Genomic DNA, 26,989 nt, shown 5'->3' on the forward strand with positions numbered 1-26,989 from the left:
AGGATCGCCCCGAACGCCGCCGCGCAGGGCGGCGTTCGGGGCGATCCTGTACGTCGGCGCCGTGAGCATCCCGATGGCGCTCGGCCTGCTGGTGATCTGCGGCGGGGTGGTTGTGCTGATGTTCCGCATCGCCGCCGCCGGCAAGCCGCTCCACCACGACTTCGCCGAGAAGGCGGCTTCCGTGGACGGCGAGATGGTCGACCTCGTCAGCAACATGCCGCTGGTGCGCGCCTTCTCGGCCTTCAAGCGCGAGTACGTGCGCTTCGACAACACCATCGGCACCGAGATGAAGGCGCGTCGCCGCAGCCTGCTCTACCTCGAGAAGCTGCGCATCATGCACGCGGTCATCACCGTGGTGGCGGTGCTCGGGCTGCTCTACTGGGCGGTGCGGATGTGGGAGGTGAACGCCGCCACCGCCGGCCAGGTCGTGCTGGTCTGCACCCTCGGCATCACCATCCTGGCCGCCACCCGCGACCTCGCGGTGGCCCTCGTCGACGTCACGCAGCACACCGCCCGGCTCTCGGAGGCGCTGACCACCCTGCTCCAGCCGCACGACCTGCGCGACCACCCGGAGGCCAAGCCCCTCGTCGGCGAGGGCGCGCGCCTCGATTTCGAGCACGTCGCCTTCAACTACCCGGACGGGCGCGAGGTGTTCACGGACTTCAACCTGACCATCGAGCCCGGCCAGCGGGTCGGCCTCGTCGGCCGCTCGGGCGGGGGCAAGTCGACGCTGTTCACCCTGCTGCAGCGCTTCTACGACCCGCAGAAGGGGCGCATCCTGATCGACGGCCAGGACATCGGCCGCGTGACCCAGGAGAGCCTGCGCGAGGCGATCACGGTGGTGCCGCAGGACATCTCCCTGTTCCACCGCTCCCTGCGCGAGAACATCCGCTATGGGCGCCCCGATGCCACGGACGACGAGGTCTGGGCGGCGGCGGCGGCGGCGCGCTGCACCGACTTCATCAACGACCTGCCGCAGGGCTTCGACACCATCGTGGGCGACCGGGGCGTCAAGCTGTCGGGCGGCCAGCGCCAGCGCATCGCGGTGGCCCGCGCCATCCTGAAGGATTCGCCGATCCTGCTCCTCGACGAGGCGACCTCCGCCCTCGACACCGAGTCGGAGGAGGCGATCCGCGAGGCGCTCGGCAACCTGATGCAGGGGCGCACCGTCATCGCCATCGCGCACCGGCTCTCGACCCTCAAGGATTTCGACCGGATCGTGGTCCTGGACGGCGGCACGGTGATCCAGGACGGCTCGCCCGACCGCCTCACCCACCTCGACGGCTTCTACCGCGACCTGATCCAGCGCGAGAGCATCAAGCTCTCCCGCGAGGCGGCGTAGGCAACGGCGGCTGCACGACGGCGAGATGGCAAAACCGGCCGGGGCCCAACCCTGGCCGGTTCCGCTTCGGGCCCGGGCGGCGCGGCCCGTCCCTACTCCACCACGATCTTGTAGGGCTGCCCGGGCCGCAGGGTCGCGCCGCGGTCGAGGCCGTTGAGGACGAGGAAGCGCTCGGTCTCCCGGTCGCCCACCACCATGCGCCGGGCCATCGCCTCCACGCTCTCGCCAGGGGCGGCGGTGACAATCTGGATGCGGGTGGGCCGCAGCCGCCGGGCATCGTCCGGGCCGACCCCGCCGACGCTCGCCAGCCAGCGCTCGAAGGCCGGCTCGGGATCGGCCGTGCCCTTGGCCGCCATGATCAACCGGAAGGTGTTGGTGCCGACCCGCAGGGCCGCGAGCCGGAAGAACCACTCCTTGCCCTTTGAGACCGCGGTCACGGCTGGAAAGCCGTTGATCATCCGGTTCTGGAAGCTGCCGGTGTCGATCGCGTCGTTCCAGGTCGCCTTGAGCACGTCCTCCAGGCCCTGGCCGGCATGGGTCTCGACCGCGTCGAACAGGAGGCGCCGCCCGCCGTCCGGCGTGGTGCCGAGCACGGCCCGGGCTGTGTTCTCCAGGGCGAAACCGTCCGGCGCCTCGAACGTGACGCCGAGGCGCGGATGCAGGAAGCGCCGTCCGCGCACGATCCCGTCGGCCGGGTTGTCGCCGTAGGCGATGCCGTCGATGGCGGCGAGATAGCGCACGCGGTCGTCGGCCCCGAGGCCGGGGGCGCCGATGCGGCGGGCGGCCTGCGTCACCTGGGTGATGCGCTCGGGGGTGCTCGGATGAGTGGCCAGCAGGTCCGCCTCGGTGGCGAGCCCGCTGCCGGCCTTGAGCGCCATCGTCCGGTTGAGGCCGGTGAGGAAGCGCGCGGCGCCGAACGGGTCGTAGCCCGCCCGCGACAGGGTGCGCACCCCGGCCTGATCCGCCTCGAATTCCTGCGAGCGGGAGAACCGCGCCAGCACGAAGCGGGACTGGTCCTGCAGCAGCGCGCCCGTGGCCGGGTCGTTGAGGACGTCGGCCACCACCTTGCTCACGAGTTCCGAGCGCAGGGCCATCTCGGTCCGGGCGCTCGCATGGCGCAGGGTCACGTGGGCGATCTCGTGGGCCAGGACCGCGGCGAGTTCGGAGGTGTCGCTCGCGAGTGCCAGGAGCCCGCGCGTCACGTAGAGCCGCCCGTTCGGCAGCGCGAAGGCGTTCACGGCGGCCGAATCGAGCAGCGTCACCGCGTAGGTCTCGTCCGGCCGCTCGGTCGCCCGCACCAGGCGGTCCGTGACCTCGCTCACCATCCGCAGGGCCGTGGGGGCCCGGTACTCGCCGCCGAACGAGGCCACGAGCTTGGCGTGGTCCGCATCCGAGCCGCCGCGCTCGCGGCCGGTGGTGCGCGGCGCCTCCGGCGGCACCGTCACGGCCACGGGCGAGATCGCGCCGGTCTGGTCGCCGGCGCAGCCCGCGGCCGCCAGGATCAGGCCGGCCGCCAGCCCGGCCGCCAGGGTTCTGGTGAGGGACCCGTCCATCGCGATCAGCGCCGCAGCGCCCGCTCCTCGTCCAGCATCTCGATCATCTCGGCCGCGCTCACGTCGAGGGTCGGGCCGCGCCAGATCTCGACGAACCCGCGAGCCCGCACGCGCCGCCCCCGGAGCGCAGCCGCCGTCAAACCACGTTCGAGCATGATCCGCCAAGTGCGTTTCGACACCGTGACCGTCAGACCTTCCTCGCCGAACCGGGCGAAGTTGAGGTAGGTGCGGCTGCGCCGCTCCCCGACACTCAGCACCCGCCCCTCGGCGACGACGAACCGCCCCTGAAGGCCCGCGAGGCGCGTCGCCTCCCCGGCCGGCACCGGCAGGCCCTCCGCCCAGACGCCGCGCCGGGCCGCCCGCGCGCCGGCCTCCACGGCGAGGAGGCCGGGCCGGCACAGCGTATCCGATTCGCCCGCATCGACCAGGGCGAGGCCCGCCGCCACCAGCCCGCCCGCGAGGTCCGTCGGCTCCCCTTCCTCGGTCGCGGCGTCGAGCACGATCCGGCCCCAGCGGTCCGCCGCCGGTTCCTCGCGGGTGCTGAGCGGCCGGTCCCGGCGCGCGGCGAGCCAGTCGCGCGCCGCCGCTCCGAGGCCGGGCTCGTCGGGCAGGCGCACGCCGTCCAGGCGGGCCCTGCGGCCGGAGGCCAGCACGAGGTCGCCCGCGGGCGCCACGGAGGCGAGGCGGTCCGCGCGGACGATCCGGTGCCGGCAGCCGCCCGTCTCCGCCCCGGCGGCGGCCGGCCACGCCAGCGCCGCGACGACCGCGCCCCACAGCGCCGCCCGCATCGCCCTCCCCTCCGCCGGTTGGCGCCGCCCGCCCGAGATGCTAAGACCGCGCCGTGAGTCTCCGTAGCTCAGCTGGACAGAGCACAGGTTTCCTAAACCGCAAATTGGGCGTCGCGCCGGGAAACCGCGCGGCGGATCCGCTCAAAGTCGGGGAAAGCGTCGACCCGGTGTCACGCCGATCCCGAGCCAAGCCCGGCCCACCGGCCGGGAAGGTGTAGAGACTAGACGGGCGGCACCTAAGGGCCGCGTGCCTACGGTGAAGGGATAGTCCAGCCCACGAACGCCGGCTGGCGGCGGCGAAAGCCGAAGTGGGATGAAACCTGGGGTCGCAGGTTCGAGCCCTGCCGGGGACGCCACCTCCTCACGCCGGCCCTGACCGGGGCCGGCTTCCGTGCCGGGATCATCCGCCTCCGGCAGCCGGGCTGAACTTAGCAATTGCTAAGGCGCAAGCGTGGCACTCATTATACCTGGGCTGCCATGATCTCTTCGATTGATTCGCAGCCCACCCGCATCACCACCGAGAGCGGGCAGGAAGACGGCCTGTTGCTGTTCGTCGACGGATCGCTCGTCGCCGTCATCTCGCACCTGCGCCACTCGGTGACCGACGAGTTCGCGGGCCGCTGGTTCGTGGAGGCGGGATTCGGTCCCTGCGCTCACGGCGGGTCGCGGATGTTCGACACCGCCGAGGAGGCCATGCGCTGGGTGAGGCGCTGCCTCGACGAGGATCAGGCGGTCGGGGAGCGCTCGGCCGCCGCCTGAGGCGACCGCTCCAGGCACCGAGCCGGCAGGGTCGCGGCCTCGAAGTGGCCGTGATGATTTCGCGTTGAGGCGTCCGTCGCGCCGCAATCCGGCCCGCAACCGGCCGGATACTCGGCCTGTTGGCCCCGGGCGGGCAGTGGGCCGCGCGGGGGTCCGCGCAAGGGTCCGCGAAGGCGTCGTGTCATGATCTTTCTCGCGTTCGCAGCGATCGGTGGCGGCTTGGTTGCGGCCGTGCCGGCGATCCCGCACGGCGTTGGGTCCGCCTTCCTCGCCGCCTCCCTCGGCGGCAGCGGCGCGGCCCTCCTGGCCGGCCTGCTTCTGGCGTACCGGCGGCGCCGGGAGCACCCGCGCCGACACGAGGCCGCTGAAGACCGGCGGTGGCGGTCCAGCCGTGCAGCGTGACGGGGTGCAAGGCCAACGGCTTAACCTTTGGGCGAGGCGGCAGCGATAGGGTGAGCCCGAGCCAGGGCGCCCGCGCGAGTCTCCATGCAGTCGCTGATCGATCGCGGCCTGAACCGCCCCTGGTACCGGCTGCGGCTGCCGGACGCGCTGGAGGCGCGCTACCGGGCGGAGACCGCGCCGGAGAGCGGCCGCTTCGTGCAATCCTGGCTCGCCGTCTTCATCCTCTTCAACGTCCTGTCGCTCAAGGCCGACCTCGACGCCTTCGGGGTCGAGCGCGTGATCGTGCCGATGGCGCTGACGCTCGGCGTCGTCGTGCCGGTGACGCTCGCCGCCATCCTGTCCCTGCGCGGCCGTCCCTCCCCGCTGCGCCTGACGCTCGCCGCCCTGGTGACCGCGCTCGTGGACATGGCCGTCGTGCTCACCAGCGCCCGCCTCGCCCCGCCCGAGCACACCGACACCTATCTCATCCTGGCGACCCTGATCCCTCTCGTCGTCGGCCTGATCGCGCCGCTGCCCTTCCGGCACAGCCTGTGGTTCTGCGGCTCCTCCTTCGTGCTCTATCTCTGCGGCGTCGTGGGGCTGGGGCTCGCCGGGCCGACGAACAACGGCGTGCCCCTGCTCGTGGCGAGCCTGATCCTGGTGCCGATCAAGCTCAGCTATTCGCGCGAGTGGGAGGCCAAGCTGCGCTTCCTCCTCGGATTGCGGGAGCGGGAGCAGGCGGAGGAACTGGCCCTGGCCAACCGCCGCCTCACCACGCTCGCGCAGACCGATTCCCTCACCGGCATGGCCAACCGGCGCCTCTTCGTCGAGCGTCTCGCGACCGCCTGGGCCGAGGCCTGCCTGATGCGGAGCTCGGTCGCCGTCATCCTGATCGACATCGACCACTTCAAGGCCCTCAACGACACCGCCGGCCATGCCGAGGGCGATCGCTGCCTGATGCGGGTCGCCGCGGCCCTGCGCGCGGTGTCCGAGGCGGCGGGCGGGCTGGCGGCCCGCTACGGCGGCGAGGAATTCGCGATCCTGTTGCCCCGCGCGGGCGACGATGAGGCCCTCGCGCTGGCGGAGGCGGCCCGGCGGGCGGTCGCCGACGCGGCGATCCCGCATCCCGGGCTGCCCGACGGCGGCCTCCTGACCGTGAGCGTCGGCGTGGCGGCGGCCTGCGGGGCCGCGGCGGACCGCGAGGACGGGACCGACCGGCTCCTCAAGGCGGCCGACGTCGCCCTCTACGCGGCCAAGCGCAACGGACGCGATCGGGTCGAGGGCGCGCCGCCCGGCGGCGCGGCCGTGCTCCCGGCGGCCTGAGGTGCGGGCGGCGGCACCTCAGGAGGCCCGCGGCCAGGGCGCCGGGGTCTCGCGCCGCCACGGCCGGCTCATGACCACGAAGGACAGGATCACGCCGGCCGCGTAGTAGCCGTGCAGGCTGCGGTAGCCCTCCTCGGCCGACCACGCGAAACCGCCCATGAACACGTAGCCGATGGCGGTGCCGAGCGCCCGGAAGGCCAGCGCCCAGGGGTGCTCGGTGGCGGGATCGCCCGACGCGTAGGCCATCGCCACCCAGGCGAGCGCGTAGAGGATTCCCCCGACCGGCAGGCCGACGAACAGCGAGACGACGGCGCGCAGGAACAGGGTGGCCCAATCGTCACGGAAGACCTGCATCGCGCTCGCCCTGGTCCTGCCTCGATCCGATCCGCCTCCGGCGGCTGCCGGCCCGGCATCCGCCGCCTTCCAGGCGGCGTCAAGCCCGCCGTCGCGTCCGCACGGCCGGCCTCCCGTTCGTCCGGACGCCGGGCGTTTACACGATCGCAAGCTTCGGGGAGCAACAATCCGACGCATCCCACCCTGCCGCGGCGCGGGCGCCGCGACCATCGCCTGCGAGCCCTCATGGCCGGCAAACCCGCCGACGCGCGCGATGCGCATATCGGCCAGCGCATCGACCGCCTGCGCACGCTGGCCAGGATGTCGCGCAGGACCCTGGCGGAGCGGATCGGCCTCTCGGCCTCGCAACTCGACAAGTACGAGAAGGGCGTCAACCGGGTCAGCGCGACGGACCTCGACCGCATCGCCCGGGTGTTCGGCGTGCCGATCGGGCACTTCTTCGAGGAACTGCCCGCCGAGGGCGCGCGGCCGCCCGGGTTCGGGGAACGGCCCCAGCCAGCCCTCGCCGAAGCGGCCGCGACACGCTTCGCCCGGGACGTGGTGCGGGCCGCCGACGCTCACCTGCCGCCGGACGACCGGCAGCGCCTCGCCGTTCTCGTCGGGGCGCTCGACCGTGCCCTGAACGCCACGGAGGCGTTCGATAAAGAGAACTCCTCCGGTTCATCGGGTTGACCGGCTGGAATCCGGCTGCCAGAACCCTCCGCACCGACGACGCCGGGCAGAAGACCAATCGGCACGCCCGCCACACAGGGGGTTCAAGCAGCCAATGCCACGTTCCGATTATCTGTTCACGAGCGAGTCCGTCTCCGAGGGTCATCCCGACAAGGTCTGCGACCGCATCTCGGATACGGTGGTGGATGCCTATCTGGCGGCGATGCCGGAGGCCCGGCTGGGCGTCGAGACGCTCGCGACCACCAACCGCATCGTCATCGCGGGCGAGGTGCGCGGCCCCGATTCCGTGACCTTCCGGGATCTCGAAGAGCTCACGCGCGCCGCCGTGAAGGACATCGGCTACGAGCAGGACGGCTTCCACTGGAAGACCGCCGACGTGGCGATCCATCTGCACGCCCAGTCGGCCGACATCGCGCAGGGCGTGGACGCGTCCGGCAACAAGGACGAGGGCGCGGGCGACCAGGGCATCATGTTCGGGTACGCCACCGACGAGACCCCCGCGCTGATGCCGGCGCCGATCTACTACGCGCACAAGATCCTCAAGGACCTCGCCGACGCCCGCAAGGGCAAGGTGGGCCCCGCCGCCGTGCTCGGCCCCGACGCCAAGAGCCAGGTCACGGTGCGCTACGCCGACGGCCGCCCGGTCGAGGCGACCCAGATCGTGCTCTCGACCCAGCACCTCGACGAATCCCTCGACTCGCCGGCCGTGCGCGCGATCGTGGAGCCCTACATCCGCGCCGCGCTGCCCGAGTCCTGGGTCACCGACGCGACCGTCTGGCACGTCAACCCGACCGGCAAGTTCGTGATCGGCGGGCCGGACGGCGATTGCGGCCTCACCGGCCGCAAGATCATCGTCGACACCTACGGCGGAGCCGCGCCCCACGGCGGCGGCGCGTTCTCGGGGAAGGACCCGACCAAGGTCGACCGGTCGGCGGCCTACGCGGCGCGCTACCTCGCCAAGAACGTGGTGGCGGCGGGCCTCGCCCGGCGCGCGACCATCCAGCTCGCCTACGCGATCGGCGTCGCCAAGCCCCTGTCGATCTACGTCGACCTGCACGGCACCGGCGAGGTGGACGAGGCCAAGCTCGAGACCGTGCTCGGCCAGATCCTCGACCTGTCGCCCCGCGGCATCCGCACGCATCTCGGCCTGAACAAGCCGATCTACGCGCGCACCGCGGCCTACGGCCATTTCGGCCGCGAGCCCGATGCCGATGGCGGCTTCTCCTGGGAGCGCACCGACCTCGTCGGCCAGCTGCGCTCGGCCCTGGCCTGATCCGCCGCCCGGGGGTAAGGGGCTCGCTCCCACGACCTCCGGGACACGATGACAGACGACGACCTCGATGCGGCCCCCGAGCGGGGCCGCGCCTTCTACGGCCGGCGCAAGGGCAAGCGCCTGCGGGCCGGCCAGGAGGAGCGCGTCGCCGCCCTCCTGCCGCGGCTGCGCCTGCCCGATGCCGGCCCCCTCGACCCGCCCGCCCTCTTCCCGCATCCCGTCTCGGCCGTGTGGCTGGAGATCGGCTTCGGCGGCGGCGAGCACCTCGCCGCGCAGGCCCGCGCCCATCCGGAGATCGGGATCATCGGCTGCGAGCCCTTCGTGAACGGCGTCGCCAAGCTCCTGCGGGCGGTGGACGACCACGCGCTGGCGAATGTCCGGATCTGGGACCGCGACGCCCTGGAGGTGCTGGTGCGCCTGCCTGCGGCCAGCCTTGCCCGCGTCTACCTGCTCTACCCCGACCCCTGGCCGAAGCGCCGCCAGCGCAAGCGCCGCTTCGTCTCCGACGAGAGCCTGAGCGAGATCGCCCGCGTCCTCGCCCCCGGCGGCGAGTTCCGCTTCGCCAGCGACATCGACGATTATGCCGGCTGGACACTGGTGCGCGCCGCGCGCTGCCCCGGCCTGCGCTGGACGGCCGAGCGCGCCCGGGACTGGACCGCGCCCTGGCCCGACTGGCCGGGCACGCGCTACGAGGCGAAGGCGGTCGCGCAGGGGCGCCGGCCGACCTATCTCGGCTTCCGCCGCGAGGGCTGAGCGCGCCTCCGGCCGCCGGCATCAGGCACCCGCGAGCGCGCGGCGCAGCGCCGTGATGCCCGTCTCGACCATCGCCTCGGCCTGCGGGCGCAGCACGAGCGCGTCCGGCGTCGCCTCGATCAGGCCGGCCTGCTCCAGTTCGGCCACCGCCTCCGGATCGGCCCGGTGCCCGGCGCCGTCCCGGCGCACGACGCGCGATACCTTCTGCCCGCTCTCCAGTTGGTGGTAGGCTGCGAACGCGAAGACCGAGAGAGCCTTGTCGCTGAGGGCCATGAGGGTCATCATCCTCGCACGGCCAAGCCGCGGGGAGCGAACCCCGGGGACCTGGCAGAGGGAAACCTGGGCGGAGAGGCAGGGGAAGCGTTCCGCCCGCACGGACATCGGTCCGGCGCGGTCACCCAACGCGCGACGCCGCATTCCGTTCTGGCCGGCGCATGCCGGCGGCGGTACATGCCGGCACCGGCTCGACGACCAGTGGGGCACGCCTTGGATCACAGGCCCGACGACCAGCCCGACCCGCGCGCGACCGCGACGGACAGCCAGGACGACGCGCTCGCCCGCCTCGCCTTCGAGGCGGCGCCCGTCGGTCTCGCCTGCGTCGCGGGCGCGGAGGATCGCTTCGTCGCCGTCAACCCGCGTCTCTGCGTCCTGCTCGGCGCCACGCCCGCCGACCTCCTCGGCCGGCCGCTGGCGGAGATGCGGGATGCCGATGCCGGGATGGGCCTTCCCGGCGAGGCCGCCGAGCAGTGCTGGCGCCGCCTCGATCAGGGCACCGTGTGGCTGCGGGTGCGGGTCTCGGAGCGGGAGGGGCGCCGCGTGCTCGTCGTCGAGCCGGCCGAGGACGGCCGCGCGGCGGCCCGCGCCGAGCAGACCCGCCTCGCCCTCGCCTCGGCCGGGCTCGGCGACTGGAGCTGGAACGCGGCGAGCCGGCAGGTCACCCTGTCGGAGCGCGCCGCCGAGATCCTCGGCCTCCCGGCCGGCCCCTCCATCAGCTGGGACAGCCTCCAGGACCTGCTCCACCGCGACGACGTCGAGCGGGCCCGTGCGGTGGTGCAGGACGCCGTGGCCGAGGGGCGCGCCTACGCGGTCGAGTTCCGCTACGGCCGCCCGCGCGACGGGCAGTCCCTGTGGATCTCCGTCCGCGGCCGCGCGACGCTCGGGCCGGACGGGACGCTGCTCGGCATGATCGGCGTGGTGCAGGACGTCACCGCCCGCGAGGAGGCCCGGCGCGCGCTCTACGACCGCGAGCAGCGGCTGCGGGTCGCCACCTCGGTGGCGGCCCTCGGCATCTTCGAGTGGCATCTATTGGACGACCAAGCGCTCTGGGAGAACGAGCGCATGTGGGAGATCTTCGGCCGCCGCCCGCAGGACGGCACCATCAGCATGACCGAGTTCTTCCGCGACGTGATGCACCCGGAGGACAAGGCGCCGTTCCGCGAGGCGGTCTCGGCGGCCCTGCGGGGCGAGGGCGTGCTGCACGCCACCGGCCGCGTGCGCCGGGCGAGCGACGGGGCGTGGCGGACGATCGAGATGGCGGGCCGCTTCGAGCGCGACACGCCGGGCGGCCTGCCGCGCCGCCTGATCGGCGTCCTGGCCGACATCACCGACCGGCGCCTCGCCGAGGAGCGCCAGACGCTGCTGATCCGCGAGTTGCACCACCGGGTGAAGAACACGCTCGCCACCGTGCAGGCGATCGTCGGCTCCACGGCCCGCACCGCGTCGAGCATCGACAGCTTCTACGAGGCCTTCGTCGGGCGCATCATGTCGCTCGCCCATACCCACAGCGTGCTCACCGAGGACGTCTGGCAGACGGCCTCGCTGCGCGGCCTCCTGGAGAACGAACTCAAGCCGTATGCGGACGGGACGATGACGCCGGAGGCGGACGGGCGCATCACCCTCGAGGGCCCGGCGGTGGACCTCGCCTCCGAGATCGCGGTGCCGATCGGCATGGCGATCCACGAACTGACCACCAACGCCGCCAAGTACGGGGCGCTGTCGGGCCGCAGCGGCCGGGTGCAGGTGCGCTGGAGCCTGGAGCCGGAGGGCGACCGGACGATCCTGCGCTTCGAATGGCGGGAATCCGGCGGGCCGGCCGTCACGCCGCCGACCCGGCAGGGCTTCGGCTCGCGCCTGCTGCAGCGGGTGCTCTCGACCCAAGTCCAGGCCACGGTCGCCACCGACTACGCGGCCGACGGCCTGCGCCTGACGATGCTGGCCCCGCTCCCGAAGCGCAACGCGGCGCTGAACCCGCTCGCCACGCTCTGACGCGCCGCCTTCAGGCGGTCCCCGACCGGGCGCCCTCGCCCCCTTCCCCGCCCTCGGCGATGAACACCTTCAGCTCGTCCAGCGAGGCGAAGTGGAACTTGCCGCCGGGCGTGTCGGCGTCGATGGTGCCGTCCGAATACATCACATAGGTGTTGCCGCCCGACGCGTAGGTGCCGACGATGCTCGGCGCCTCGGGCGCCGCGGGCGGTTCCGGCTCGGCGGGCGGTGCCGCCGGTTCGGGCGGGGACGCGGGTTCGGGCGCGCCGGCCTGTGCGGGCGGCGGCTCGGAGGCGGGCGGCGGCTCGGAGGCGGGCGCCGGCCCCGGCGCGGGCTCCGGGGGCGCGGCGGGTCCCGGTTCGTCGCGCGGGGCCTCGTCGGGCTCCGCGCGGGTCAGGCGCAGCTCGGGCGTCTCCGCCTCGGGCTCCGTCCGGCTCGGGCGCAGCTCCGTGGCGGCAAGCGCCGCAGCCCCGGGGACGCCCGCTTGGCCGAGGGCCGCGGCCACCGGCGAGGGCGTCGGCTCGGGCGCCGCCGGGGCGGGCTCCGGCATCGCGGGCAGCGGCGGCAGGTTCCGGACCGGGCGCGCGGCGCGTGGGGCAGCCCCCTGCCCCATCAGGCGCTCCATGCGGTGCAGGCGCGCCACCACGGCCGCGAGGCCGAGCAGCACCGACCCGCCGCTCGCCGCCACCGTCCCGGCGATCACCATCGTCCAGCCGATCTCCAGGCGCACATAAGGAATGCCCTGGACCACCGATGCCAACCCGCCGAGGACCATCAGCAAGGCGAGGGCGTACAACGCAACGACCATTCGATTCCCGATCACCTGCGACACCGGCCGCCCACGGCCGAGATTAAGGGGCCCGGCGGCTTTTGCAAAACCGCGCGGGTGCCCGCCGGGCGGGCGGGCCCCGTCTCCGTTGCGCGGACACGTTGCCGGACCCAGGCTACCGACTTACGTAAGGCCGCGACACCGTGTGCCGCGGCCCCTCCGCCGCCCGCCGGTCCCTCGCCTTTCGAGCCGGAGAATCCCGATGGCCTTCACGCTGCCCGAACTGCCCTACGCCTACGACGCGCTGCAGCCCTACATGTCGAAGGAGACCCTCGAGTTTCACCACGACAAGCACCACAAGGCCTATGTCGACACCGGCAACAAGCTCCTGGAAGGCTCGGAGCTGGCAGGCAAGAGCGTCGAGGAGGTGGTGAAGGCCTCCTACGGCCAGAACCAACCCCTCTTCAACAATGCCGGCCAGCACTACAACCACATCCACTTCTGGCAGTGGATGAAGCCGAACGGCGGCGGCGCCATCCCGGGCGCCCTGGAGAAGAAGATCGCCGAGGACCTCGGCGGCACCGACAAGTTCAAGGCCGATTTCATCCAGGCGGGCGTGTCGCAGTTCGGCTCGGGCTGGGCCTGGCTTGCGGTGAAGAACGGCAAGCTCGAGATCATGAAGACCCCGAACGGCGAGAACCCGCTGGTGCACGGCGCCAAGCCGATCCTCGGCGTCGACGTCTGGGAGCATTCCTACTACATCGACTACCGCAACCGCCGTCCCGACTACCTCAAGGCGTTCATCGAGAACCTCGTGAACTGGGAACACGTGGAGAAGATGTACGGCGAGGCGATCGCGTAGCGGCCCGAGCGGCAGGGCGGGACGTCCCGTTCGCGCCGGTCCGCCTCGCTGCGGACGATCGAAGACCCCGGGGCAGGATCCGACGGCCCCGTCAGGGGATCCTGCTCTCCTCCTGCGGCCGGGGCACCAGCCGCAGGCCCTCCCGCTCCAGGAAGGCGGCGAAGCGGTCCGAGGCGAGGTAGGCGAGTTCCGCCGGCCGGCTCTCGACGACGGGATCAAGGGCGCGCAGCCCCTCGTCCACGTGGCCGGGGTGGCACATCACCAGCGGGGCCGGCCCGAGCGCCGCGAAGGCCCGCTCGAAGCCCGCCGCGAAGCCCTCCCCCGGCCTGAAATCCGAGAAGCCCGAGAAGCCGCGGTTGGTGGGGAAGCCGGCCCGGGCCGCCGCGGAGCGGAAGCCGGCGGCGAGGTTCCGCACGAGGAGCGCCTTCGGCCCGGCCGGACGGGCCAGAATCGCGCGCAGGCGGTCCCCCGGATCACGCAGCCAGACCCGTCCGGCCAGGTTGCGGGCGGCGAGCGCCGCCAGCAGCGCGCCCCGCACCCCGGGCAGCACGTGCACGTGCTGGTGCCCGTCCACGAAATCCGGCGCCCGGCCGAGCGCCTGCGCGAAGGCGTCGAGCTGGCGCTCGATCTCGGCCCTCAGCTCCTCCCCGTCGAGGCCGCCCGCGAGCGACAGGCGCAGGAGGCGCCCGAGCGGCGGCAGGCGCCCGGCGGGGGCGAGCCGCGGCATCGGCCCGAGCGGCGCACCCGCCGTCAGCGTGAGATGCAGGCCGAGGCCGATCCGGCCGTCCCATTCGCGCAGGCGCGCGGCCTCGCCGCGGAAGGCCGGCAGGTTCGTCATGGAGCCCGTGGCGGAGATCCGCCCCGCCCGGGCGAGGTCGAGGATCCCGCGGCTCACGCCCGGGCTCATCCCGTAATCGTCGGCACAGAGCACGATGGGGCGCCGTTCAGGTAGCATCCGCTACAGCATTCCCTTGAGCCGGCGCGCGAAACCGGCTCTTGATCCGCGAAAGGCCGGCCGCGCCGGCACCAGACGAGGAACGGCACCGTGGAGCTGTTCAGGCCCAGCGACCCGATCGACCTCAGCGTCGTGATACCGGTCTACAACGAGAGCGCCAATGTCGGTCCGCTCCTCGCCCGCCTCCTGCCGGTGCTGGAGCGCATCACCCCGGCCTTCGAGGTGGTGTTCGTCGACGACGGCAGCCGCGACGACACCGCGGCGGTGATCGCCGCGCATCACGGCGTCGAGCCGCGCATCGGCGCGGTCTCGTTCAGCCGCAACTTCGGCAAGGAGGTCGCCCTCGCGGCGGGCCTCGACCACGCCCGCGGGCGGGCGGTCGTGATCATGGATGCCGACCTGCAGCACCCGCCCGAACTCATCGAGACCTTCGTGGCGCGCTGGCGCGAGGGCAACGTGATGGTCTACGCCCAGCGCCGCGACCGCGACGGCGAGAGCCGCCTGCGCCGCGGCTTCGCCCGGCTGTTCTACGAACTCTTCGCCCGCTTCGGCGAGATGCCCCTGCCCGAGGGAGCGGGCGACTTCCGCCTGATCGACCGCAAGGGCGTCGAGGTGCTGCGCGCGCTGCCCGAGCGGGCCCGGTTCTCCAAGGGCCTCTATTCGTGGATCGGCTTCCGCTCGGTGGGCGTGCCCTACACGGTGGAGGCGCGCCACCACGGGGAGACGAAGTGGAGCTTCCGCAAGCTGTTCCGCTTCGCCTTCGACGGCATCACTTCGTTCTCGACCGTGCCGCTGCGCGTCTGGACCTATCTGGGTGGCGCCATCGCGGCCCTCGCCTTCGCGGCGGCACTCTACTTCGTGGCCGAGTACATGCTGCGCGGGCCGGTCGTGCCCGGCTACGCCTCGCTGATCGTCTCGGTGATGTTCTTCTCCGGCATCCAGCTGATGTCGCTCGGAATCATCGGCGAGTATATCGGGCGCATCTTCGCCGAGGTGAAGCGGCGGCCGCTCTACGTCGTGGCCGAGCGGATCGGCCCGGCGGCGGCGGGCCAGGACGCCGCGACCCGCGACGACCGCCGCGCCCCGGCCAGACGCCCGGACGCCGGGCTCGCCGACGCCACGCTTCCGGAGGCTGTCTGAGCCCGCGACTCTGCTATGGAGGCGCCGGCACGCCCGCTCGGCCGTGAGCGCCCGGCGCCTGAGAGAGACCTGTTTCGATGATCCGCAGCATCCTCTCGGTCGGCGGCTGGACCCTGGTGTCGCGGGTGACCGGGTTCCTGCGCGACGTGGTGATGGCCGCCGTGATGGGCGCCGGCCCCATCGCCGACGCCTTCGTGGTCGCCTTCCGGCTGCCGAACCATTTCCGGGCGATCTTCGGCGAGGGCGCCTTCAACGTCGCCTTCGTGCCGACCTATGCGGGCCTCGACGGGGCGGGCGAGGCCGAGGCCGCCCGGCGCTTCGCCGACCGCGTCTTCACCCTGATGCTGATCGTGCAGGTGCTCCTGCTCGCCCTCGCGCTGCCGCTGATGCCGTGGATCGTGCGGGCGCTGGCGCCGGGCTTCGCGGACGAGCCGGACAAGTTCGCCCTCGCGGTGGCGCTCACCCGCATCACCTTCCCGTACCTGCTGTTCATCACGCTCGTCACGCTGCTCTCGGGCGTGCTCAACGCCCGGCGGCGCTTCGCCGCCGCCGCCGCCGCCCCCGTGCTCCTCAATCTCTCGCTGCTCGCCGGGCTCGGGCTCGCCTTCCTGTTCCCCAACGCCGCCTACGCGGCGGCCTGGGGCGTCGCGGTCTCGGGCGTGCTGCAGTTCCTGCTGGTCTGGGCCGATGCGGTGCGGGCCGGGGTGGCGCCGCGCCTCGCCCGCCCGACGCTGAAGGACACCGGCATGACGCGCTTCCTGCGCATGCTCGGGCCGGCGGTGATCGGCTCGGCGGGGGTGCAGATCGCGATGTTCGCCGACACGATCATCGCCTCCTTCCTGCCCACCGGCGCGGTCTCGGCCCTCTACTACGCCGACCGTCTCTACCAGCTGCCCTTCGGGGTCATCGGCATCGCGGCCGGCACGGTGCTCCTGCCGGAGATGAGCCGGCGCCTCGCCGCAGGCGATGCCGCCGCCGCGCACGCGGCGCAGAACCGCGCGACCGGCTTCTCGCTCGCCCTCTCGGCCCCCTTCGCGGTGGCGTTCCTGCTGGTGCCGGACCTGATCATGACCGCGCTGTTCCAGCGCGGCGCCTTCGATGCCGAGGCCGCCGCGCGCTCGGGCGCGGTGCTCGGCGCCTACGGCCTCGCGCTGCCGGCGGCGGTGCTGATCCGCAGCATCGTGGCGAGCTTCTACGCCCGCCAGGATTCCCGCACGCCGGTGATCGCCTCCCTGACGGCGGTCGCCCTCAACGTCGCCCTCAAGGTGGTGCTCACCGGGCCGCTGGGGGTGGTCGGCCTCGCGCTCGCCACGGCGGCCGGGGTCTGGGTCAACGTCCTGATGCTCTTCCTCATCGCCCGCCGCCGCGGCTGGACCGCGCCGAGCCGCGCGCTCGCGATGACGGCCTGCGGGGTGCTGGCCGGCTGCCTCGTGCTCACGCTGAGCACCCTCGGCGGCCTGCCGCTCCTGGAGCGCGCGATCCCCGCCCTGCCGCGCTTCCGCGAACTCGCCCTCCTGGCCGCCCTCGGCACGCTCGGCCTCGTCGCCTACGGGGCCACCTTGCTCGCGGCCCTGCGCCTGTTCGGCGTGCGGCTGCGGCGGGTGTGAGGCGGGCGACAGGGACGCAATCCGGCTCTTGCCCGGAGAGGCTCCGGTCGGTCATCTTTTTTCCTTGTAAGGCCCTGAGTAGAAAAGGCTTGTTTCCCGATTCGCCGGTGTCCGCGCGGCAGCCGCGCCGACGCCACGATCATTCCTCCTCGGTCGCGAGCCCCCGCCATGTCCCTCCCCGCCCCCTTCCAGCACCTGCGCGCCGCCGTGTTCGATGCCTACGGCACGCTGTTCGACGTGCATTCGGCCGTGCAGCGCCACGCCGCCACGGTGGGCGCGGAGGCGGCGGCCCTGTCCGAGACATGGCGGCAGAAGCAGCTCGAATACACCTGGGTGCTGTCGCTGATGGGGCGCTACGCCCCGTTCCGCGACCTCACCGAGCGGGCGCTCGACTACGCGCTTGCGCTGCATCCCGGCGTCGATCCCGCCCTGCGCGGGCCGCTCCTCGACGCCTATGCGTCCCTCGACGCCTATCCGGAGGTGCCCGCCACCCTCGACGCCCTGCGGCAGGCGGGCCTGCAGACCGCGATCCTGTCGAACGGCGACGCCGCGATGCTGGACGAGGCGGTGCGCGCGGCGGATCTCGGCGGGCGTCTCGACGCGGTGATCTCGGTCGATCCGGCCGGCATCTTCAAGACCAGCCCCGGCGCCTACGACCTCGCGCCCGAGCGCCTGGGCATCCCGGCGGCCGAGATCCTGTTCGTGTCCTCCAACCGCTGGGACGTCGCGGGGGCGGCCGCCTACGGCTTCGTGCCGGTCTGGGTCAACCGCGCTAAGCGTCCCGACGAGTACCGCGACCTCGCGCCGGCCCGGGTCGTCGACCGGCTCGACGCCCTGCTCCACCCCTGATCCGGGGGGAGCGCCGCCCGCCCCAAGATGCCCACATTGACGTGGCACGGGCCGCATCCGGGGGCGCCGCGCGCCGCCCGGGAGGCGCGAGGCGGCGGATGATGCGGTCGGGGATCGGTCTCGTCGTGCTGGGCGCCCTCCTGGCCGTTCCACTGGCCGCCGGCCCTGCCCCGGCGAGCCCGGGCGTGCCCAAGCACCTCGCCCCGATCCCGTCCGCCACCCTCGCCCTGATGGCCGCGCGCGACACCGCGCCAGGAGCGCCGATCCTGATCCGCACCTTCAAGAAGGAGGCGGAGTTGGAGGTGTGGAAGCGGGCCGGGGACGGCCGCTTCGTCCTGCTCAAGACCTTCCCGATCTGCCGCTGGTCGGGCCAGCTCGGCCCCAAGACCCGGCAGGGCGACCGGCAGGCCCCGGAAGGGTTCTACGCGGTTCCGCCGCGGCAGATGAACCCGAACTCCCGCTATCACCTGTCCTTCGACGTCGGCTATCCCAACGCCTACGACCGGGCGCATGGCGGCACCGGCTCCGCCCTGATGGTGCACGGCACCTGCTCCTCGGCCGGCTGCTTCGCCATGACCGACCGCCAGGTCAGCGAGATCTACGCGCTCGCCCGCGAGGCCTTCGCGGGGGGACAGTCCGCGTTCCAGGTCCAGGCGTATCCGTTCCGGATGACCGCGCAGGAGATGGCGCGCCACCGGCAGGACCCGCACATCGCCTTCTGGCGCCAGCTGAAGGAAGGCTACGACCGCTTCGAGGCGACCGGCCGCGAGCCCGCCGTCACCGTGGTGAACGGGCGCTACGCCTTCCCGCCCTATGCCGATCCGGCGGTGGAGGCCCAGGCCGCCGCCCGCCGCTCCGAGGAGGAGGCGCGCATCGCCGCCCTGGTGGCGCAGGGCAGCGAGGCGGTGCGCACCACCTACGCGGATGGCGGCCAGCATCCGGTCTTCGCCGCCCTGCTGCGCAAGGGCGCGGCCCTGGGCGAGGTGAGCCGGCCCGAGGCGCTCGCCGTCGCGGGCCGCGAGGTGGTGACGATCCCGGCCCGGCGGCGCCCGTCCCCGGTCCTGGTGGCGGAGGCCGCCGGCCCGCTCGCGCCGACCCTCATCCCGCTCCCGGTGATCGAGACCGAGCCGTCCCTGTTCGCCCGCACGCCGCTCGCGGAGGGGCCGACGCGCCTCTCCCTCACGGTGGCGCCGCAGCCGCAGCCGCTCTTCGTCACCGCCCGGTCGCCGGTGCTGCTCGCGCTGCGCTGATCCTCACTCGTCCTCGCCGGCCCCGAGGCTCTTGGGTGTGACGAAGCGCTCCAGCGTGCCCGTGCCGGGCGAGACGGCGGCCCAGCTCTCCGCCGCGAGGTCGATCACCGCCACCGCCGCGGTCGGGAATTTCCGCGCCAGCGCCCGCAGGCCGTCGCGGTCGTCGTCCGAGACGAGGTGGTGGCCGAGATCCTGCAGGCCGGGATTGTGGCCGATCAGCATGAGGGTGGCCGCCGCGTCGGGGGCGCTGCGCACCACGTCGAGCAGGCGCTTGGCGGAGGCCTCGTAGAGCGCCGGCACCGTCTCGGCGGCCACGTCCGCGAGCGCCGGCCGCACGAGGTCCCAGGTTTCCTGCGTGCGCCGCGCCGGCGAGACCAGCACCCGGTCGGGCACGAGGCCCTCCTCGGCGAGGTAGGCGGCCATGCGCGGGGCGGCCTCGCGCCCGCGCGGCGCCAGCGGCCGGTCGCTGTCGGCGACCCCGTCCGGCCAGTCGGATTTGGCGTGGCGCAGGAGGATCAGGCGGCGCATAGCGTCCTCCGGGGTTCTAGCGGCCTTCGCGCCGGCTCAGGAAGGCGAGCTTCTCGAACAGGCCCACATCCTGCTCGTTCTTGAGCAGGGCGCCGTGCAGCGGCGGGATGAGCTTGCGCGGGTCGCGCTCGCGCAGCTGCTCGGGGCCGATCTCCTCGGCCATCAGGAGCTTCAGCCAGTCGAGCAGTTCGGAGGTCGAGGGCTTCTTCTTCAGGCCCGGGGCCTCGCGCACCGCGAAGAAGATGCGCAGCGCCTCCTCCACGAGCCGCTGCTTGATGCCCGGATAATGCACCTCCACGATCGCCTTCAGCGTGTCGGCGTCCGGGAACTTGATGTAGTGGAAGAAGCAGCGGCGCAGGAAGGCGTCCGGCAGCTCCTTCTCGTTGTTCGACGTGATGATGACCACCGGCCGGCGCGCGGCCCTCACGGTCTCGCCGGTCTCGTAGACGTGGAACTCCATCCGGTCGAGTTCGAGCAAGAGGTCGTTGGGGAACTCGATGTCGGCCTTGTCGATCTCGTCGATGAGCAGCACCGGGCGCTCGGGCGCCGCGAAGGCCTCCCAGAGCTTGCCGCGGCGGATGTAGTGGCGGATGTCCGACACCCGCGGGTCGCCGAGCTGCGAGTCGCGCAGGCGCGAGACCGCGTCGTACTCGTAGAGGCCCTGCTGCGCCTTGGTGGTGGACTTGACGTGCCACGTCAGCAGCGGTGCGCCGAGCGCCCGCGCCACCTCCTCGGCCAGGACGGTCTTGCCGGTGCCGGGCTCGCCCTTCACGAGGAGCGGACGCTCCAGCGTGACGGCGGCGTTCACGGCGACGGCGAGATCCTGCGTGGCGACGTAGGTGTCGGTTCCGGTGAAGCGCATCGGCCCTCAGGTCCTTCGGTTTCCCGCACATTTAGAGCATTTTCCGACGAAGTGGATCCCGGTTCGTCGAAGACAATGCGGACGAAATCAAAGACCTAGCGCGGGATTCGGCCGCACCGCCATCGAGCCCGCGCCCGGCCGTGCGCCGGCCGGCTCAGAGCTTGGCCGGATCGAACCAGACGCAGTTGCGGGCGATGACCGAGAAGTTGATCTCCGAGCGGGCCGGCTGCGGCAGCACCTGCCCGTCGATCGCCACGGTGGTCTGGTTCGAGGTGGTGCCGTCGCCGAAGCTCTGCGGCCGCGTGACGTAGCAATACTGCTTCTCGGGCTTGGACTCGCTGCCCTTGAAGTTCCAGCCGGTGACGATCGAGCCGTCGAGATAGGGCACCGTCTTGAACACCGTGAAGCTGGTGCGCACGGCGGCGCTGGCGGGCGCCTCCGACTTGCCGGCATTGGTGGTGATCGCCGCGACGTCGGGCTTGCCCGCCTGCGGCACGCCGCCCTCCAGCTTGAGGGTGTTGTCGGTGAGCGTGACCTCGCCCTTGGTCTTGAGCGTGACGTCGTTGAGGGCGGTGGTGAGCGCGCTCGCGAGCTTGTCCGAGGCGCTGGCGACGTCGTTCATGGTGGCGTAGCCGTAGAAGGCCGCCCCCGCCCCCGCGCCGCCCAGCGCCGCGAACACGCCGAGGCCGATCGCCCGGAACAGGAAGGCGCGGGCCGCCATGATGCGCGCCTCGGCGCGCAGCCGCCCGTTGACGTGCTGGGCGAGCGCCACGTTCTCGGGCGTGCCGGGTGAGAGGTAGGTCACGATCTCGGCCTCTCGATGCGGTCGTCATCGCGGACCGGCTGCGGCGGCCCGCCCGGCGGGCTCCCCTGCGGCCGGCGCTGGTCCAGCGGGATCGCCACGCCCGCGGCGATCGCCTCCCGCACGGCGCGCTGCGCGTCGGTGAGGCGCCCCGCGCTCGCGGCGATCTGGTCGAGCAGGATCGGCACCCCCTCGGCGTTCATCGCGGCGCCGAGGTCGTCCTCCTCGGTGTAGGTCTTGCGCACCTGCACGGCGCAGAGGGCGAGCAGCGTCGAGGCGAAGGCGGCGCAGAGCGCGGGCGCGAACACGAAGATGCGCAGGAAGGCGTGGACCTGCTGGTCGGTGACGTCGATCGGGTCGACGCCGTAGACCATCGCCGTGAAGGAATGCAGCTGCGAGCGGCGCACCGCGTCGCGGTACTTGGCGTCGGCCTCGGTGACGCGCCGGTCGGCGGCGCCCCGGTCGAGCTCGGCGCGCGCCGCGCGGGCCTCCGCGAGGTTCTTGGCCACCACGCTCCGCTCGTCGCCGGCCGATTTCAGGCTGCCCGCGATGGTGGCGGTGCGCGGATCGGTGACGCAGCGCAGGTACGAGTAGCGCTTGCCCCGGCTGTTGGTGCCCGTGAGCCGCTCGCAGCGCTGGCCCGGCAGGCCGGCGAGCTGGGCCGAGGCCTCCTGGGTGCGCTTCTCCAGCGCCTGCGATTCGGCGGTGTACTGCGCCACCCTTGCATCCGCCTGACGGATGCGGGTGTCGAGGCTCGCCCGGTCGGCCTCCGCCTCCTTGAGGGCGGAGCGGGTCTTCGACGCCTCGGCGAGGCGGGGATGGAACATCATCTCGCCGAGCTGCGAGACGGATTTCGTCGTCACGCCCGCCGCCATCACGATGCCGACGATCGCCAAGCCCTTGATCCACCAGTCGCGCTGCACCCGGATCAGGATGCCGAGCGGCACGCGGCACAGCTCGATCGCCGCGTAGACCACGGGCGCCAGCAGCATGAACCAGAAGCTCTGGTCGCCCTTGTCGGCGTAGGTCTCGGCGAAGAACCACGCGCCCGCGAGCGAGGTGCAGATCACCAGCGCCTCGACCACGTACGCGATGGCGACGTAGCCCCAGCGGATGCGGTAGCCCTTCTCGACCGCGCGGCCCTGCCTCCAGGCGGCAGTCTCGTCGCTCCAGGCGCGCCGCTCGCGCGCGATCATCCGGTCGGGTGGCTTCCTCGCCATGTACGCTCCTCGTACGCTCGTCGTACGCTCCTGGCGCGGGCGCCCGCGCGGCCGCGTAAACGGATTCCCAACCGTTACCTGCAGGTGTTTTGCGCCGAAAATGCGCCCGGGGCGACCCGATGCACGCCGCGGACCAACCGGGACGTGCGGTTGCGCACAGGCGCCGCGCCGCCGCGCGGCGTCCGGCCCCGCATGATCTCCGGCCGCCAAGCCTCTATGCTCGCCGGGTCGGGATTCGGCCCCGCGCGGCCGGTCCCCTCCTGAGCGAGCGAGGCCCTCATGTCGGACGACCGCTACCACAAGGACCGCCTCGGCAACCGCCGCCTGCATCCCGAGACCCTGATGCTCGGCTACGGCTACGACCCGGCCCTGTCGGAGGGAGCGGTCAAGCCGCCGGTGTTCCTGACCTCGACCTTCGTCTTCTCCTCGGCCGAGCACGGCAAGGCGTTCTTCGACTACGTGTCGGGGCGGCGCGAGCCGCCCAAGGGCGAGGCCGCCGGGCTCGTCTACTCGCGCTTCAACCACCCCAACAGCGAGATCGTGGAGGACCGCCTCGCGGTGTTCGAGGGCGCCGAGGGGGCGCTGCTGTTCTCCTCGGGCATGTCGGCCATCGCCACCACCATCCTGGCCTTCGCCCGGCCCGGCGACGTGGTGCTGCACTCCCAGCCCCTCTACGGCGGCACCGAGACGCTGATCGCCAAGACCCTCGCGGGCTTCGGCATCCGGGCGGTGGGGTTCGGCAACGGGGTGGACCCGCAGGCGGTGCGGGCGGCGGCCGAGGCCGCCCGCGCGCTCGGCCGCGTCGGCGTGATCATGGTCGAGACGCCCTCGAACCCCCTCAACACCCTGGTCGACCTCGCGCTGGTGCGCGCGGTCGCCGACGAGATCGCGGCCGCGCAGGGCGGCGAGCCGCCGGTCGTTGTCTGCGACAACACCCTGCTCGGCCCGCTCTTCCAGCATCCCCTGCGCTTCGGGGCCGACATCTCGGTCTACTCGCTCACGAAGTATGTCGGCGGCCATTCCGACCTGATCGCGGGCGCGGCGCTCGGGTCGGCGGCCCGGATGCGGCCGGTGCGGCTGCTGCGCTCGGCGATCGGCACGCAGCTCGACCCGCATTCCTGCTGGATGCTCGGCCGCTCCCTCGAAACCCTGTCGCTGCGCATGTCGGCGGCCAACCGCAACGGCGAGATCGTGGCGGCGATGCTCAAGGACCACCCGAAGGTCACGCGCCTGCACCACCTCGCCTATCTGACGCCCGACTTGCCCGAGGCGCGGGTCTATGCGGGCCAGTGCACCGCCCCCGGCTCGACCTTCTCGTTCGACGTCGCGGGGGGCGAGGCGGAGGCGTTCCGGGTGCTGAACGCGCTCCAGCTGTTCAAGCTCGCGGTGAGCTTAGGCGGCACCGAATCGCTCGCCAGCCACCCGGCCTCCACCACCCATTCGGGCGTGCCCAAGGAGGTGCGCGACCGCCTCGGCATCGCCGATGCCACGATCCGGGTCTCGATCGGCATCGAGCACCCGGACGATCTCGTGGCGGATCTGCAGGCGGCGCTCGCCACGCTGGAGTGAGGGCGGCCGGGCGCTGGCGCGGCCTCGCCGCCGCGCACGCGCTCCGGTAGGCTTCGGGCGCTGCCGCGTCGCTCGCGAGGTCAGGCCGGATGCGCGTCTCCCTCTCCGCTCTGCTCCTGTGCGCCATCCCGTGCGTCCCGGCCTCCGCCCTGGCGGATGACGGGCGCGGCCTCGCCCGCGGCGGCGATCCGGCGCAGGTCAGCATCTCGGGCGTGTCGTCGGGGGCCGCGATGGCGGTACAGTACGCGGTCGCGTATTCCGCCTCGATCACCGCGGTCGGGTCGATCGCCGGACCCTCCTGGGGCTGTGCGGAGGGCAGCCTCTCCCGTGCGGTCGAGACCTGCCTGTGCGGCCGCTCGCCCCAGGCGGCGAAGGTCGAGGCGGCGCGCCGCCTCGCCGAGCTGAACCAGATCGATCCCCTGGCCGCGGGCCGCCCGCAGCGGCTCGCGCGCGCCTACGTCTTCCACAGTCCCGCCGACCGGACCGTGCGCCCGCCCGCCGGGCAGGTGAGCGCACGGTTCCTGGCGGAATTCACCGGCCGGGCGGTGGCGGTCGACGACGGTGACCCGGCAGACGGCAGCGACGAGGCCGGCCACGGCATCATCACCCCCGGCCCCGGCCACGATGCCTGCCGGGTGGGCGAGCAGGGCGACGATGCGGGGGCGACCTTCGTGCGCAGCTGCGGCCGGGAGGACAATGTCGGCCGCATGTTCCACGCCCTCTTCGGCGACGGGTCCGCCTACGATCCCACGCGTCGGGCGGCCGACATCCCGGAGGCCGATCTCTGGCGCTTCGACCAGGGCCGCCTGATCGCGCAGGTGACGGCCGAGCGCCCGCCCGTCGCCGACGACGCGGCCCTGGTGCCGTTCTGGCCCATCACCGCCTACAGCACCGCCCGGCGCCGCAACCTCGACATGGCGGCGACCGGCTATCTCTACGTGCCGCCCGCCTGCCGGCCCGCCGGAAGCGGCTGCCGGGTCCACATCGCCCTGCACGGCTGCCGCCAGGATCCGCGGCACTTCGCGCTCGCGGCCGGCTACAACAACTGGGCCGAGCATTACCGGGTGATCATCGTCTATCCGGCGATCGCCCCCGGCACGCCGCTCGCCGGCTCCGCCTGCGGGACACCGATTCCCGAAGGCCTCGGCTACGAGCCCAACCCCAACGGCTGCTGGGATTGGTGGGGCTACCTCGATTCCTCCTATCGCCCGGGGCGCTACCTCACCCGCGCGGCGCCGCAGATGCGGGTGATTGCCGGCATCGTCGCGGCCGTGACGGCACCGGTCCCACCCTGAGGGCGACGGGCCTCAGCCGCCCAGCGGCGCGGGGGTCGCGCTCACCCCCTGCTCGCCCGCCGCGCGCGCCTCGGCGGCGAGCGCCCGGGCGTAGGAGGGCCGCGCCTTCAGGCCCTCCCAGTAGCGGCGGGCGAAGTCCGGCAGCTCATCGCCGAGGCCGACGAACTCCGCCAGCATCAGCGCGTAGCCGATGCTGATGTCGGCCGCCGTGAAGCGGCCCGCGCATAGTACCTCGCGCCCGCCCAGCACCTCGCCGAAGGCCTTGAGCCGCGACAGGAACCAGCGGGCGTAATCCTCGGCCACCTGCGGCTGGCGCCGCTCCGGCGGCTCGAAGCGGCCGTAGCGCAGCACCAGGGTCTGCGGGAAGGTCAGGGTCGCCTCCCCGAAATGCAGGCCGTTGAGGTAGCGCCCGAACTCGGGCTCCTCCGGCCCGACCGCGAGCCGGCCCGGGCTGTGGCGGGCCGCGAGGTATTCGCAGATCGCCGCCGATTCCGTCATCCGCGTCTCGCCGTCCTCGAAGGCCGGGATGGTGCCGAGCGGGTTGACCGCGAAGAAGTCCTTGCGGTGGGCGCGCGGCGGGAAGGGCAGCATCACGAGGTCGTAGGGCAGCCCGATCTCCTCCAGCGCCCAGAGCGGGCGGAAGGAGCGGGCGCCGACGCAGTGGTGCAGCTTCATGGCGACACCAGCGGGCATTGGCCGGCCGCGAGCGGGCGGAAGGCCTGTTCGGCCGGGATGGTGGCGATGCGCTTGTAATAGTCCCAGGGGCCGGTCGATTCGGCCGGCTTCTTCACCTCGAACAGGTACATCGGGTGGATGACCCGCCCGTCCGCCCGCACCTCGGAGCGCCCGAACAGCGGGTCCTCCGCCGGCACCCGGCGCATCTCGGCCACCACCGTGGCGGTGTCCTTGGAACCGGTGGCCTTCACGGCCTTGAGGTAGTGCATCATGCCGGAATAGACGCCGGCCTGGACCATGGTCGGCATGCGCCCCTTGTGGCGCTCGGCGAAGCGGCGCGACCACGCCCGGGTGCCCTCGTCGAGGTCCCAGTAGAAGGCCTCCGTCAGCACGAGGCCCTGCGCCACCTTGAGGCCGAGCGAGTGGACGTCGCTCAGGAAGACGAGCAGCCCCGCGAGGCGCTGCCCGCCCTCGGTGACCCCGAACTCCGCCGCCTGCTTGATGGCGTTGATGGTGTCGCTGCCGGCATTGGCGAGCCCCACCACCTTGGCCTTCGCGCCCTGCGCCTGGATCAGGAACGAGGAGAAGTCGGTGGCCGCGACCGGGTGGCGGACCGCGCCCAGCACCGTGCCGCCGTTGCGCAGCACCACCTCGGAGACGTCCCGCTCCAGGGCCTTGCCGAAGGCGTAGTCGGCGGTGAGGAAGAACCACGAATCGCCGCCGCTGCGCACCACGGCGCCGCCGGTGCCGTTGGCGAGCGCCCAGGTGTCGTAGGTCCAGTGCAGGGTGTTGGGCGAGCACAGCGCCCCGGTGATCTCCGAGGCGCCCGCCCCCGAATTGATCATCAGCCGGTTCTTCTCGCGCACGATCTGGTGCACGGCGAGCGCCACCGAGGAGAACGGCACGTCCAGCACGACGTCGACGCCGTCCTGATCGATCCACTTGCGCACGATGCCGGCGCCGACATCCGGCTTGTTCTGGTGGTCGGCCGAGAGGATGCGGATCGCGATGTCGGGGTTCTGGGCCCGGAAATCCGCCGCCGCCATCTCGGCGGCCACCACCGAGCCCTCGCCCGCGAGGTCCGAGAACGGCCCGGCGCGGTCGTTGAGCACGCCGAAGGTGAGGGTCATGCGCGCCTGCGCGGCC

The 26,989-nt window shown here is 72.9% G+C and carries 27 protein-coding genes; 15 read left to right on the forward strand and 12 right to left on the reverse strand.

The genetic code is table 11. From position 1 onward, the window contains the following. A partial coding sequence (locus MFF61_RS32905; protein WP_238241941.1) for an ABC transporter ATP-binding protein occupies positions 1 to 1,342 on the forward strand: 1,342 nt, incomplete at its 5' end. A gap of 92 nt (positions 1,343 to 1,434) precedes the next feature. Here MFF61_RS32905 and MFF61_RS32910 read toward each other — a convergent pair. Together MFF61_RS32910 and MFF61_RS32915 are read right to left on the reverse strand one after the other, a co-directional pair. After that, positions 1,435 to 2,895, reverse strand: coding sequence for a M48 family metalloprotease (locus MFF61_RS32910; protein WP_238241942.1), 1,461 nt, complete (start codon positions 2,893 to 2,895; stop codon positions 1,435 to 1,437). A 5-nt stretch (positions 2,896 to 2,900) separates the two neighbouring features. After that, positions 2,901 to 3,683 (reverse strand): thermonuclease family protein, encoded by a 783-nt coding sequence (locus MFF61_RS32915; RefSeq protein WP_238241943.1) that lies wholly within the window; start codon positions 3,681 to 3,683, stop codon positions 2,901 to 2,903. Between the two features lie 477 nt (positions 3,684 to 4,160). Here MFF61_RS32915 and MFF61_RS32920 point away from each other — a divergent pair, with 477 nt between their 5' ends. The 3 genes from MFF61_RS32920 (at position 4,161) to MFF61_RS32930 (ending at position 6,146) form a co-directional block, all read left to right on the forward strand. After that, on the forward strand, positions 4,161 to 4,442 hold the full coding sequence (locus MFF61_RS32920) for a hypothetical protein (RefSeq protein WP_238241944.1): 282 nt from the start codon (positions 4,161 to 4,163) through the stop codon (positions 4,440 to 4,442). Positions 4,443 to 4,625: 183 nt separating this feature from the next. Next, a complete protein-coding gene (locus MFF61_RS32925; protein WP_238241945.1) occupies positions 4,626 to 4,844 on the forward strand; it encodes a hypothetical protein in 219 nt (72 codons plus the stop codon). Between the two features lie 84 nt (positions 4,845 to 4,928). Beyond that, the gene (locus MFF61_RS32930) at positions 4,929 to 6,146 is read left to right on the forward strand and encodes a GGDEF domain-containing protein (RefSeq protein WP_238241946.1); all 1,218 of its coding nucleotides are present in this window, start codon (positions 4,929 to 4,931) and stop codon (positions 6,144 to 6,146) included. 18 nt (positions 6,147 to 6,164) lie between these two features. Here MFF61_RS32930 and MFF61_RS32935 read toward each other — a convergent pair whose 3' ends face one another. Continuing rightward, a complete protein-coding gene (locus MFF61_RS32935; protein WP_238241948.1) occupies positions 6,165 to 6,500 on the reverse strand; it encodes a hypothetical protein in 336 nt (111 codons plus the stop codon). Between the two features lie 225 nt (positions 6,501 to 6,725). Here MFF61_RS32935 and MFF61_RS32940 point away from each other — a divergent pair, with 225 nt between their 5' ends. From MFF61_RS32940 to trmB, 3 genes are all read left to right on the forward strand, one after another. Further along, a complete protein-coding gene (locus MFF61_RS32940) occupies positions 6,726 to 7,172 on the forward strand; it encodes a helix-turn-helix domain-containing protein (RefSeq protein ID WP_238241950.1) in 447 nt (148 codons plus the stop codon). 94 nt (positions 7,173 to 7,266) lie between these two features. Further along, positions 7,267 to 8,445, forward strand: coding sequence for a methionine adenosyltransferase (gene metK / locus MFF61_RS32945; RefSeq protein WP_238241955.1), 1,179 nt, complete (start codon positions 7,267 to 7,269; stop codon positions 8,443 to 8,445). Between the two features lie 48 nt (positions 8,446 to 8,493). Continuing rightward, the gene (gene trmB / locus MFF61_RS32950) at positions 8,494 to 9,198 is read left to right on the forward strand and encodes a tRNA (guanine(46)-N(7))-methyltransferase TrmB (RefSeq protein ID WP_238241957.1); all 705 of its coding nucleotides are present in this window, start codon (positions 8,494 to 8,496) and stop codon (positions 9,196 to 9,198) included. Between the two features lie 21 nt (positions 9,199 to 9,219). On the opposite strand, the gene MFF61_RS32955 is transcribed toward trmB, so the two are convergent. After that, positions 9,220 to 9,471 (reverse strand): hypothetical protein, encoded by a 252-nt coding sequence (locus MFF61_RS32955; protein ID WP_238241959.1) that lies wholly within the window; start codon positions 9,469 to 9,471, stop codon positions 9,220 to 9,222. A 213-nt stretch (positions 9,472 to 9,684) separates the two neighbouring features. On the opposite strand from MFF61_RS32955, the gene MFF61_RS32960 reads away from it, so the two are divergent. After that, positions 9,685 to 11,463: a sensor histidine kinase gene (locus tag MFF61_RS32960; protein WP_238241963.1), complete on the forward strand. Its 1,779-nt coding sequence runs from the start codon at positions 9,685 to 9,687 to the stop codon at positions 11,461 to 11,463. A gap of 10 nt (positions 11,464 to 11,473) precedes the next feature. On the opposite strand, the gene MFF61_RS32965 is transcribed toward MFF61_RS32960, so the two are convergent. After that, positions 11,474 to 12,268, reverse strand: a complete 795-nt coding sequence (locus MFF61_RS32965) for a hypothetical protein (protein ID WP_238241965.1) — start codon at positions 12,266 to 12,268, stop codon at positions 11,474 to 11,476. A 223-nt stretch (positions 12,269 to 12,491) separates the two neighbouring features. Here MFF61_RS32965 and MFF61_RS32970 point away from each other — a divergent pair, with 223 nt between their 5' ends. Further along, positions 12,492 to 13,091, forward strand: a complete 600-nt coding sequence (locus tag MFF61_RS32970) for a superoxide dismutase (RefSeq protein WP_048429540.1) — start codon at positions 12,492 to 12,494, stop codon at positions 13,089 to 13,091. Between the two features lie 91 nt (positions 13,092 to 13,182). Here the strand turns inward: MFF61_RS32970 and MFF61_RS32975 are convergent, their stop codons facing one another. After that, positions 13,183 to 14,046 (reverse strand): ChbG/HpnK family deacetylase, encoded by an 864-nt coding sequence (locus MFF61_RS32975; protein ID WP_238241968.1) that lies wholly within the window; start codon positions 14,044 to 14,046, stop codon positions 13,183 to 13,185. A gap of 90 nt (positions 14,047 to 14,136) precedes the next feature. Here MFF61_RS32975 and MFF61_RS32980 point away from each other — a divergent pair, with 90 nt between their 5' ends. From MFF61_RS32980 to MFF61_RS32995, 4 genes are all read left to right on the forward strand, one after another. Next, the gene (locus MFF61_RS32980) at positions 14,137 to 15,186 is read left to right on the forward strand and encodes a glycosyltransferase family 2 protein (RefSeq protein WP_238241969.1); all 1,050 of its coding nucleotides are present in this window, start codon (positions 14,137 to 14,139) and stop codon (positions 15,184 to 15,186) included. A gap of 77 nt (positions 15,187 to 15,263) precedes the next feature. Then, positions 15,264 to 16,793, forward strand: coding sequence for a murein biosynthesis integral membrane protein MurJ (gene murJ / locus MFF61_RS32985; protein ID WP_238241970.1), 1,530 nt, complete (start codon positions 15,264 to 15,266; stop codon positions 16,791 to 16,793). Positions 16,794 to 16,961: 168 nt separating this feature from the next. Next, positions 16,962 to 17,642, forward strand: a complete 681-nt coding sequence (locus MFF61_RS32990) for a haloacid dehalogenase type II (RefSeq protein WP_238241975.1) — start codon at positions 16,962 to 16,964, stop codon at positions 17,640 to 17,642. Positions 17,643 to 17,740: 98 nt separating this feature from the next. Beyond that, on the forward strand, positions 17,741 to 18,892 hold the full coding sequence (locus tag MFF61_RS32995; RefSeq protein ID WP_373324830.1) for a L,D-transpeptidase family protein: 1,152 nt from the start codon (positions 17,741 to 17,743) through the stop codon (positions 18,890 to 18,892). Positions 18,893 to 18,895: 3 nt separating this feature from the next. Here the strand turns inward: MFF61_RS32995 and MFF61_RS33000 are convergent, their stop codons facing one another. The 4 genes from MFF61_RS33000 to MFF61_RS33015 form a co-directional block, all read right to left on the reverse strand. Further along, positions 18,896 to 19,420 carry a SixA phosphatase family protein gene (locus MFF61_RS33000; RefSeq protein WP_238241976.1) on the reverse strand — a complete coding sequence of 175 codons (525 nt, stop codon included), beginning with the start codon at positions 19,418 to 19,420 and terminating at the stop codon, positions 18,896 to 18,898. Between the two features lie 16 nt (positions 19,421 to 19,436). Next, entirely contained in the window at positions 19,437 to 20,282 is an 846-nt protein-coding gene (locus MFF61_RS33005) for an AAA family ATPase (RefSeq protein ID WP_238241977.1), read from the reverse strand. Between the two features lie 154 nt (positions 20,283 to 20,436). Next, positions 20,437 to 21,087 (reverse strand): hypothetical protein, encoded by a 651-nt coding sequence (locus tag MFF61_RS33010; protein ID WP_238241978.1) that lies wholly within the window; start codon positions 21,085 to 21,087, stop codon positions 20,437 to 20,439. Beyond that, positions 21,084 to 22,304, reverse strand: a complete 1,221-nt coding sequence (locus MFF61_RS33015) for an ATPase (protein ID WP_238241980.1) — start codon at positions 22,302 to 22,304, stop codon at positions 21,084 to 21,086. The genes MFF61_RS33010 and MFF61_RS33015 overlap by 4 nt, the downstream gene beginning before the upstream one ends. 279 nt (positions 22,305 to 22,583) lie before the next feature. Here MFF61_RS33015 and MFF61_RS33020 point away from each other — a divergent pair, with 279 nt between their 5' ends. Further along, the gene (locus MFF61_RS33020; protein ID WP_238241981.1) at positions 22,584 to 23,873 is read left to right on the forward strand and encodes a cystathionine gamma-synthase family protein; all 1,290 of its coding nucleotides are present in this window, start codon (positions 22,584 to 22,586) and stop codon (positions 23,871 to 23,873) included. Between the two features lie 89 nt (positions 23,874 to 23,962). After that, positions 23,963 to 25,168: an alpha/beta hydrolase family protein gene (locus MFF61_RS33025; protein ID WP_238241982.1), complete on the forward strand. Its 1,206-nt coding sequence runs from the start codon at positions 23,963 to 23,965 to the stop codon at positions 25,166 to 25,168. 12 nt (positions 25,169 to 25,180) lie between these two features. Here the strand turns inward: MFF61_RS33025 and MFF61_RS33030 are convergent, their stop codons facing one another. Both MFF61_RS33030 and MFF61_RS33035 read right to left on the reverse strand, forming a co-directional pair. Continuing rightward, positions 25,181 to 25,843: a glutathione S-transferase family protein gene (locus MFF61_RS33030; protein ID WP_238241984.1), complete on the reverse strand. Its 663-nt coding sequence runs from the start codon at positions 25,841 to 25,843 to the stop codon at positions 25,181 to 25,183. After that, positions 25,840 to 26,973: an ABC transporter substrate-binding protein gene (locus MFF61_RS33035; RefSeq protein ID WP_238241988.1), complete on the reverse strand. Its 1,134-nt coding sequence runs from the start codon at positions 26,971 to 26,973 to the stop codon at positions 25,840 to 25,842. The genes MFF61_RS33030 and MFF61_RS33035 overlap by 4 nt, the downstream gene beginning before the upstream one ends. Positions 26,974 to 26,989 lie beyond the last annotated feature (16 nt).

The organism is Methylobacterium isbiliense, from assembly GCF_022179325.1.
Taxonomy (GTDB): Bacteria; Pseudomonadota; Alphaproteobacteria; order Rhizobiales; family Beijerinckiaceae; genus Methylobacterium; species Methylobacterium isbiliense.

Bases quoted from the DNA above. Each gene is read 5' to 3' on its own strand.
- MFF61_RS32920 (WP_238241944.1), top strand. From the start codon at position 4,161: ATGATCTCTTCGATTGATTCGCAGCCCACCCGCATCACCACCGAGAGC.
- MFF61_RS32970 (WP_048429540.1), top strand. From the start codon at position 12,492: ATGGCCTTCACGCTGCCCGAACTGCCCTACGCCTACGACGCGCTGCAG.
- MFF61_RS33015 (WP_238241980.1), bottom strand. From the start codon at position 22,304: ATGGCGAGGAAGCCACCCGACCGGATGATCGCGCGCGAGCGGCGCGCC.
- murJ (WP_238241970.1), top strand. From the start codon at position 15,264: ATGATCCGCAGCATCCTCTCGGTCGGCGGCTGGACCCTGGTGTCGCGG.
- MFF61_RS32965 (WP_238241965.1), bottom strand. From the start codon at position 12,268: ATGGTCGTTGCGTTGTACGCCCTCGCCTTGCTGATGGTCCTCGGCGGG.
- MFF61_RS32910 (WP_238241942.1), bottom strand. From the start codon at position 2,895: ATGGACGGGTCCCTCACCAGAACCCTGGCGGCCGGGCTGGCGGCCGGC.
- trmB (WP_238241957.1), top strand. From the start codon at position 8,494: ATGACAGACGACGACCTCGATGCGGCCCCCGAGCGGGGCCGCGCCTTC.
- MFF61_RS33035 (WP_238241988.1), bottom strand. From the start codon at position 26,973: ATGACCCTCACCTTCGGCGTGCTCAACGACCGCGCCGGGCCGTTCTCG.
- MFF61_RS32925 (WP_238241945.1), top strand. From the start codon at position 4,626: ATGATCTTTCTCGCGTTCGCAGCGATCGGTGGCGGCTTGGTTGCGGCC.
- MFF61_RS32975 (WP_238241968.1), bottom strand. From the start codon at position 14,046: ATGCTACCTGAACGGCGCCCCATCGTGCTCTGTGCCGACGATTACGGG.
- MFF61_RS32990 (WP_238241975.1), top strand. From the start codon at position 16,962: ATGTCCCTCCCCGCCCCCTTCCAGCACCTGCGCGCCGCCGTGTTCGAT.
- MFF61_RS33030 (WP_238241984.1), bottom strand. From the start codon at position 25,843: ATGAAGCTGCACCACTGCGTCGGCGCCCGCTCCTTCCGCCCGCTCTGG.
- MFF61_RS32930 (WP_238241946.1), top strand. From the start codon at position 4,929: ATGCAGTCGCTGATCGATCGCGGCCTGAACCGCCCCTGGTACCGGCTG.
- MFF61_RS32935 (WP_238241948.1), bottom strand. From the start codon at position 6,500: ATGCAGGTCTTCCGTGACGATTGGGCCACCCTGTTCCTGCGCGCCGTC.
- MFF61_RS33020 (WP_238241981.1), top strand. From the start codon at position 22,584: ATGTCGGACGACCGCTACCACAAGGACCGCCTCGGCAACCGCCGCCTG.
- MFF61_RS33005 (WP_238241977.1), bottom strand. From the start codon at position 20,282: ATGCGCTTCACCGGAACCGACACCTACGTCGCCACGCAGGATCTCGCC.
- MFF61_RS32915 (WP_238241943.1), bottom strand. From the start codon at position 3,683: ATGCGGGCGGCGCTGTGGGGCGCGGTCGTCGCGGCGCTGGCGTGGCCG.
- MFF61_RS32955 (WP_238241959.1), bottom strand. From the start codon at position 9,471: ATGGCCCTCAGCGACAAGGCTCTCTCGGTCTTCGCGTTCGCAGCCTAC.
- metK (WP_238241955.1), top strand. From the start codon at position 7,267: ATGCCACGTTCCGATTATCTGTTCACGAGCGAGTCCGTCTCCGAGGGT.
- MFF61_RS33025 (WP_238241982.1), top strand. From the start codon at position 23,963: ATGCGCGTCTCCCTCTCCGCTCTGCTCCTGTGCGCCATCCCGTGCGTC.
- MFF61_RS32940 (WP_238241950.1), top strand. From the start codon at position 6,726: ATGGCCGGCAAACCCGCCGACGCGCGCGATGCGCATATCGGCCAGCGC.
- MFF61_RS32995 (WP_373324830.1), top strand. From the start codon at position 17,741: ATGATGCGGTCGGGGATCGGTCTCGTCGTGCTGGGCGCCCTCCTGGCC.
- MFF61_RS33000 (WP_238241976.1), bottom strand. From the start codon at position 19,420: ATGCGCCGCCTGATCCTCCTGCGCCACGCCAAATCCGACTGGCCGGAC.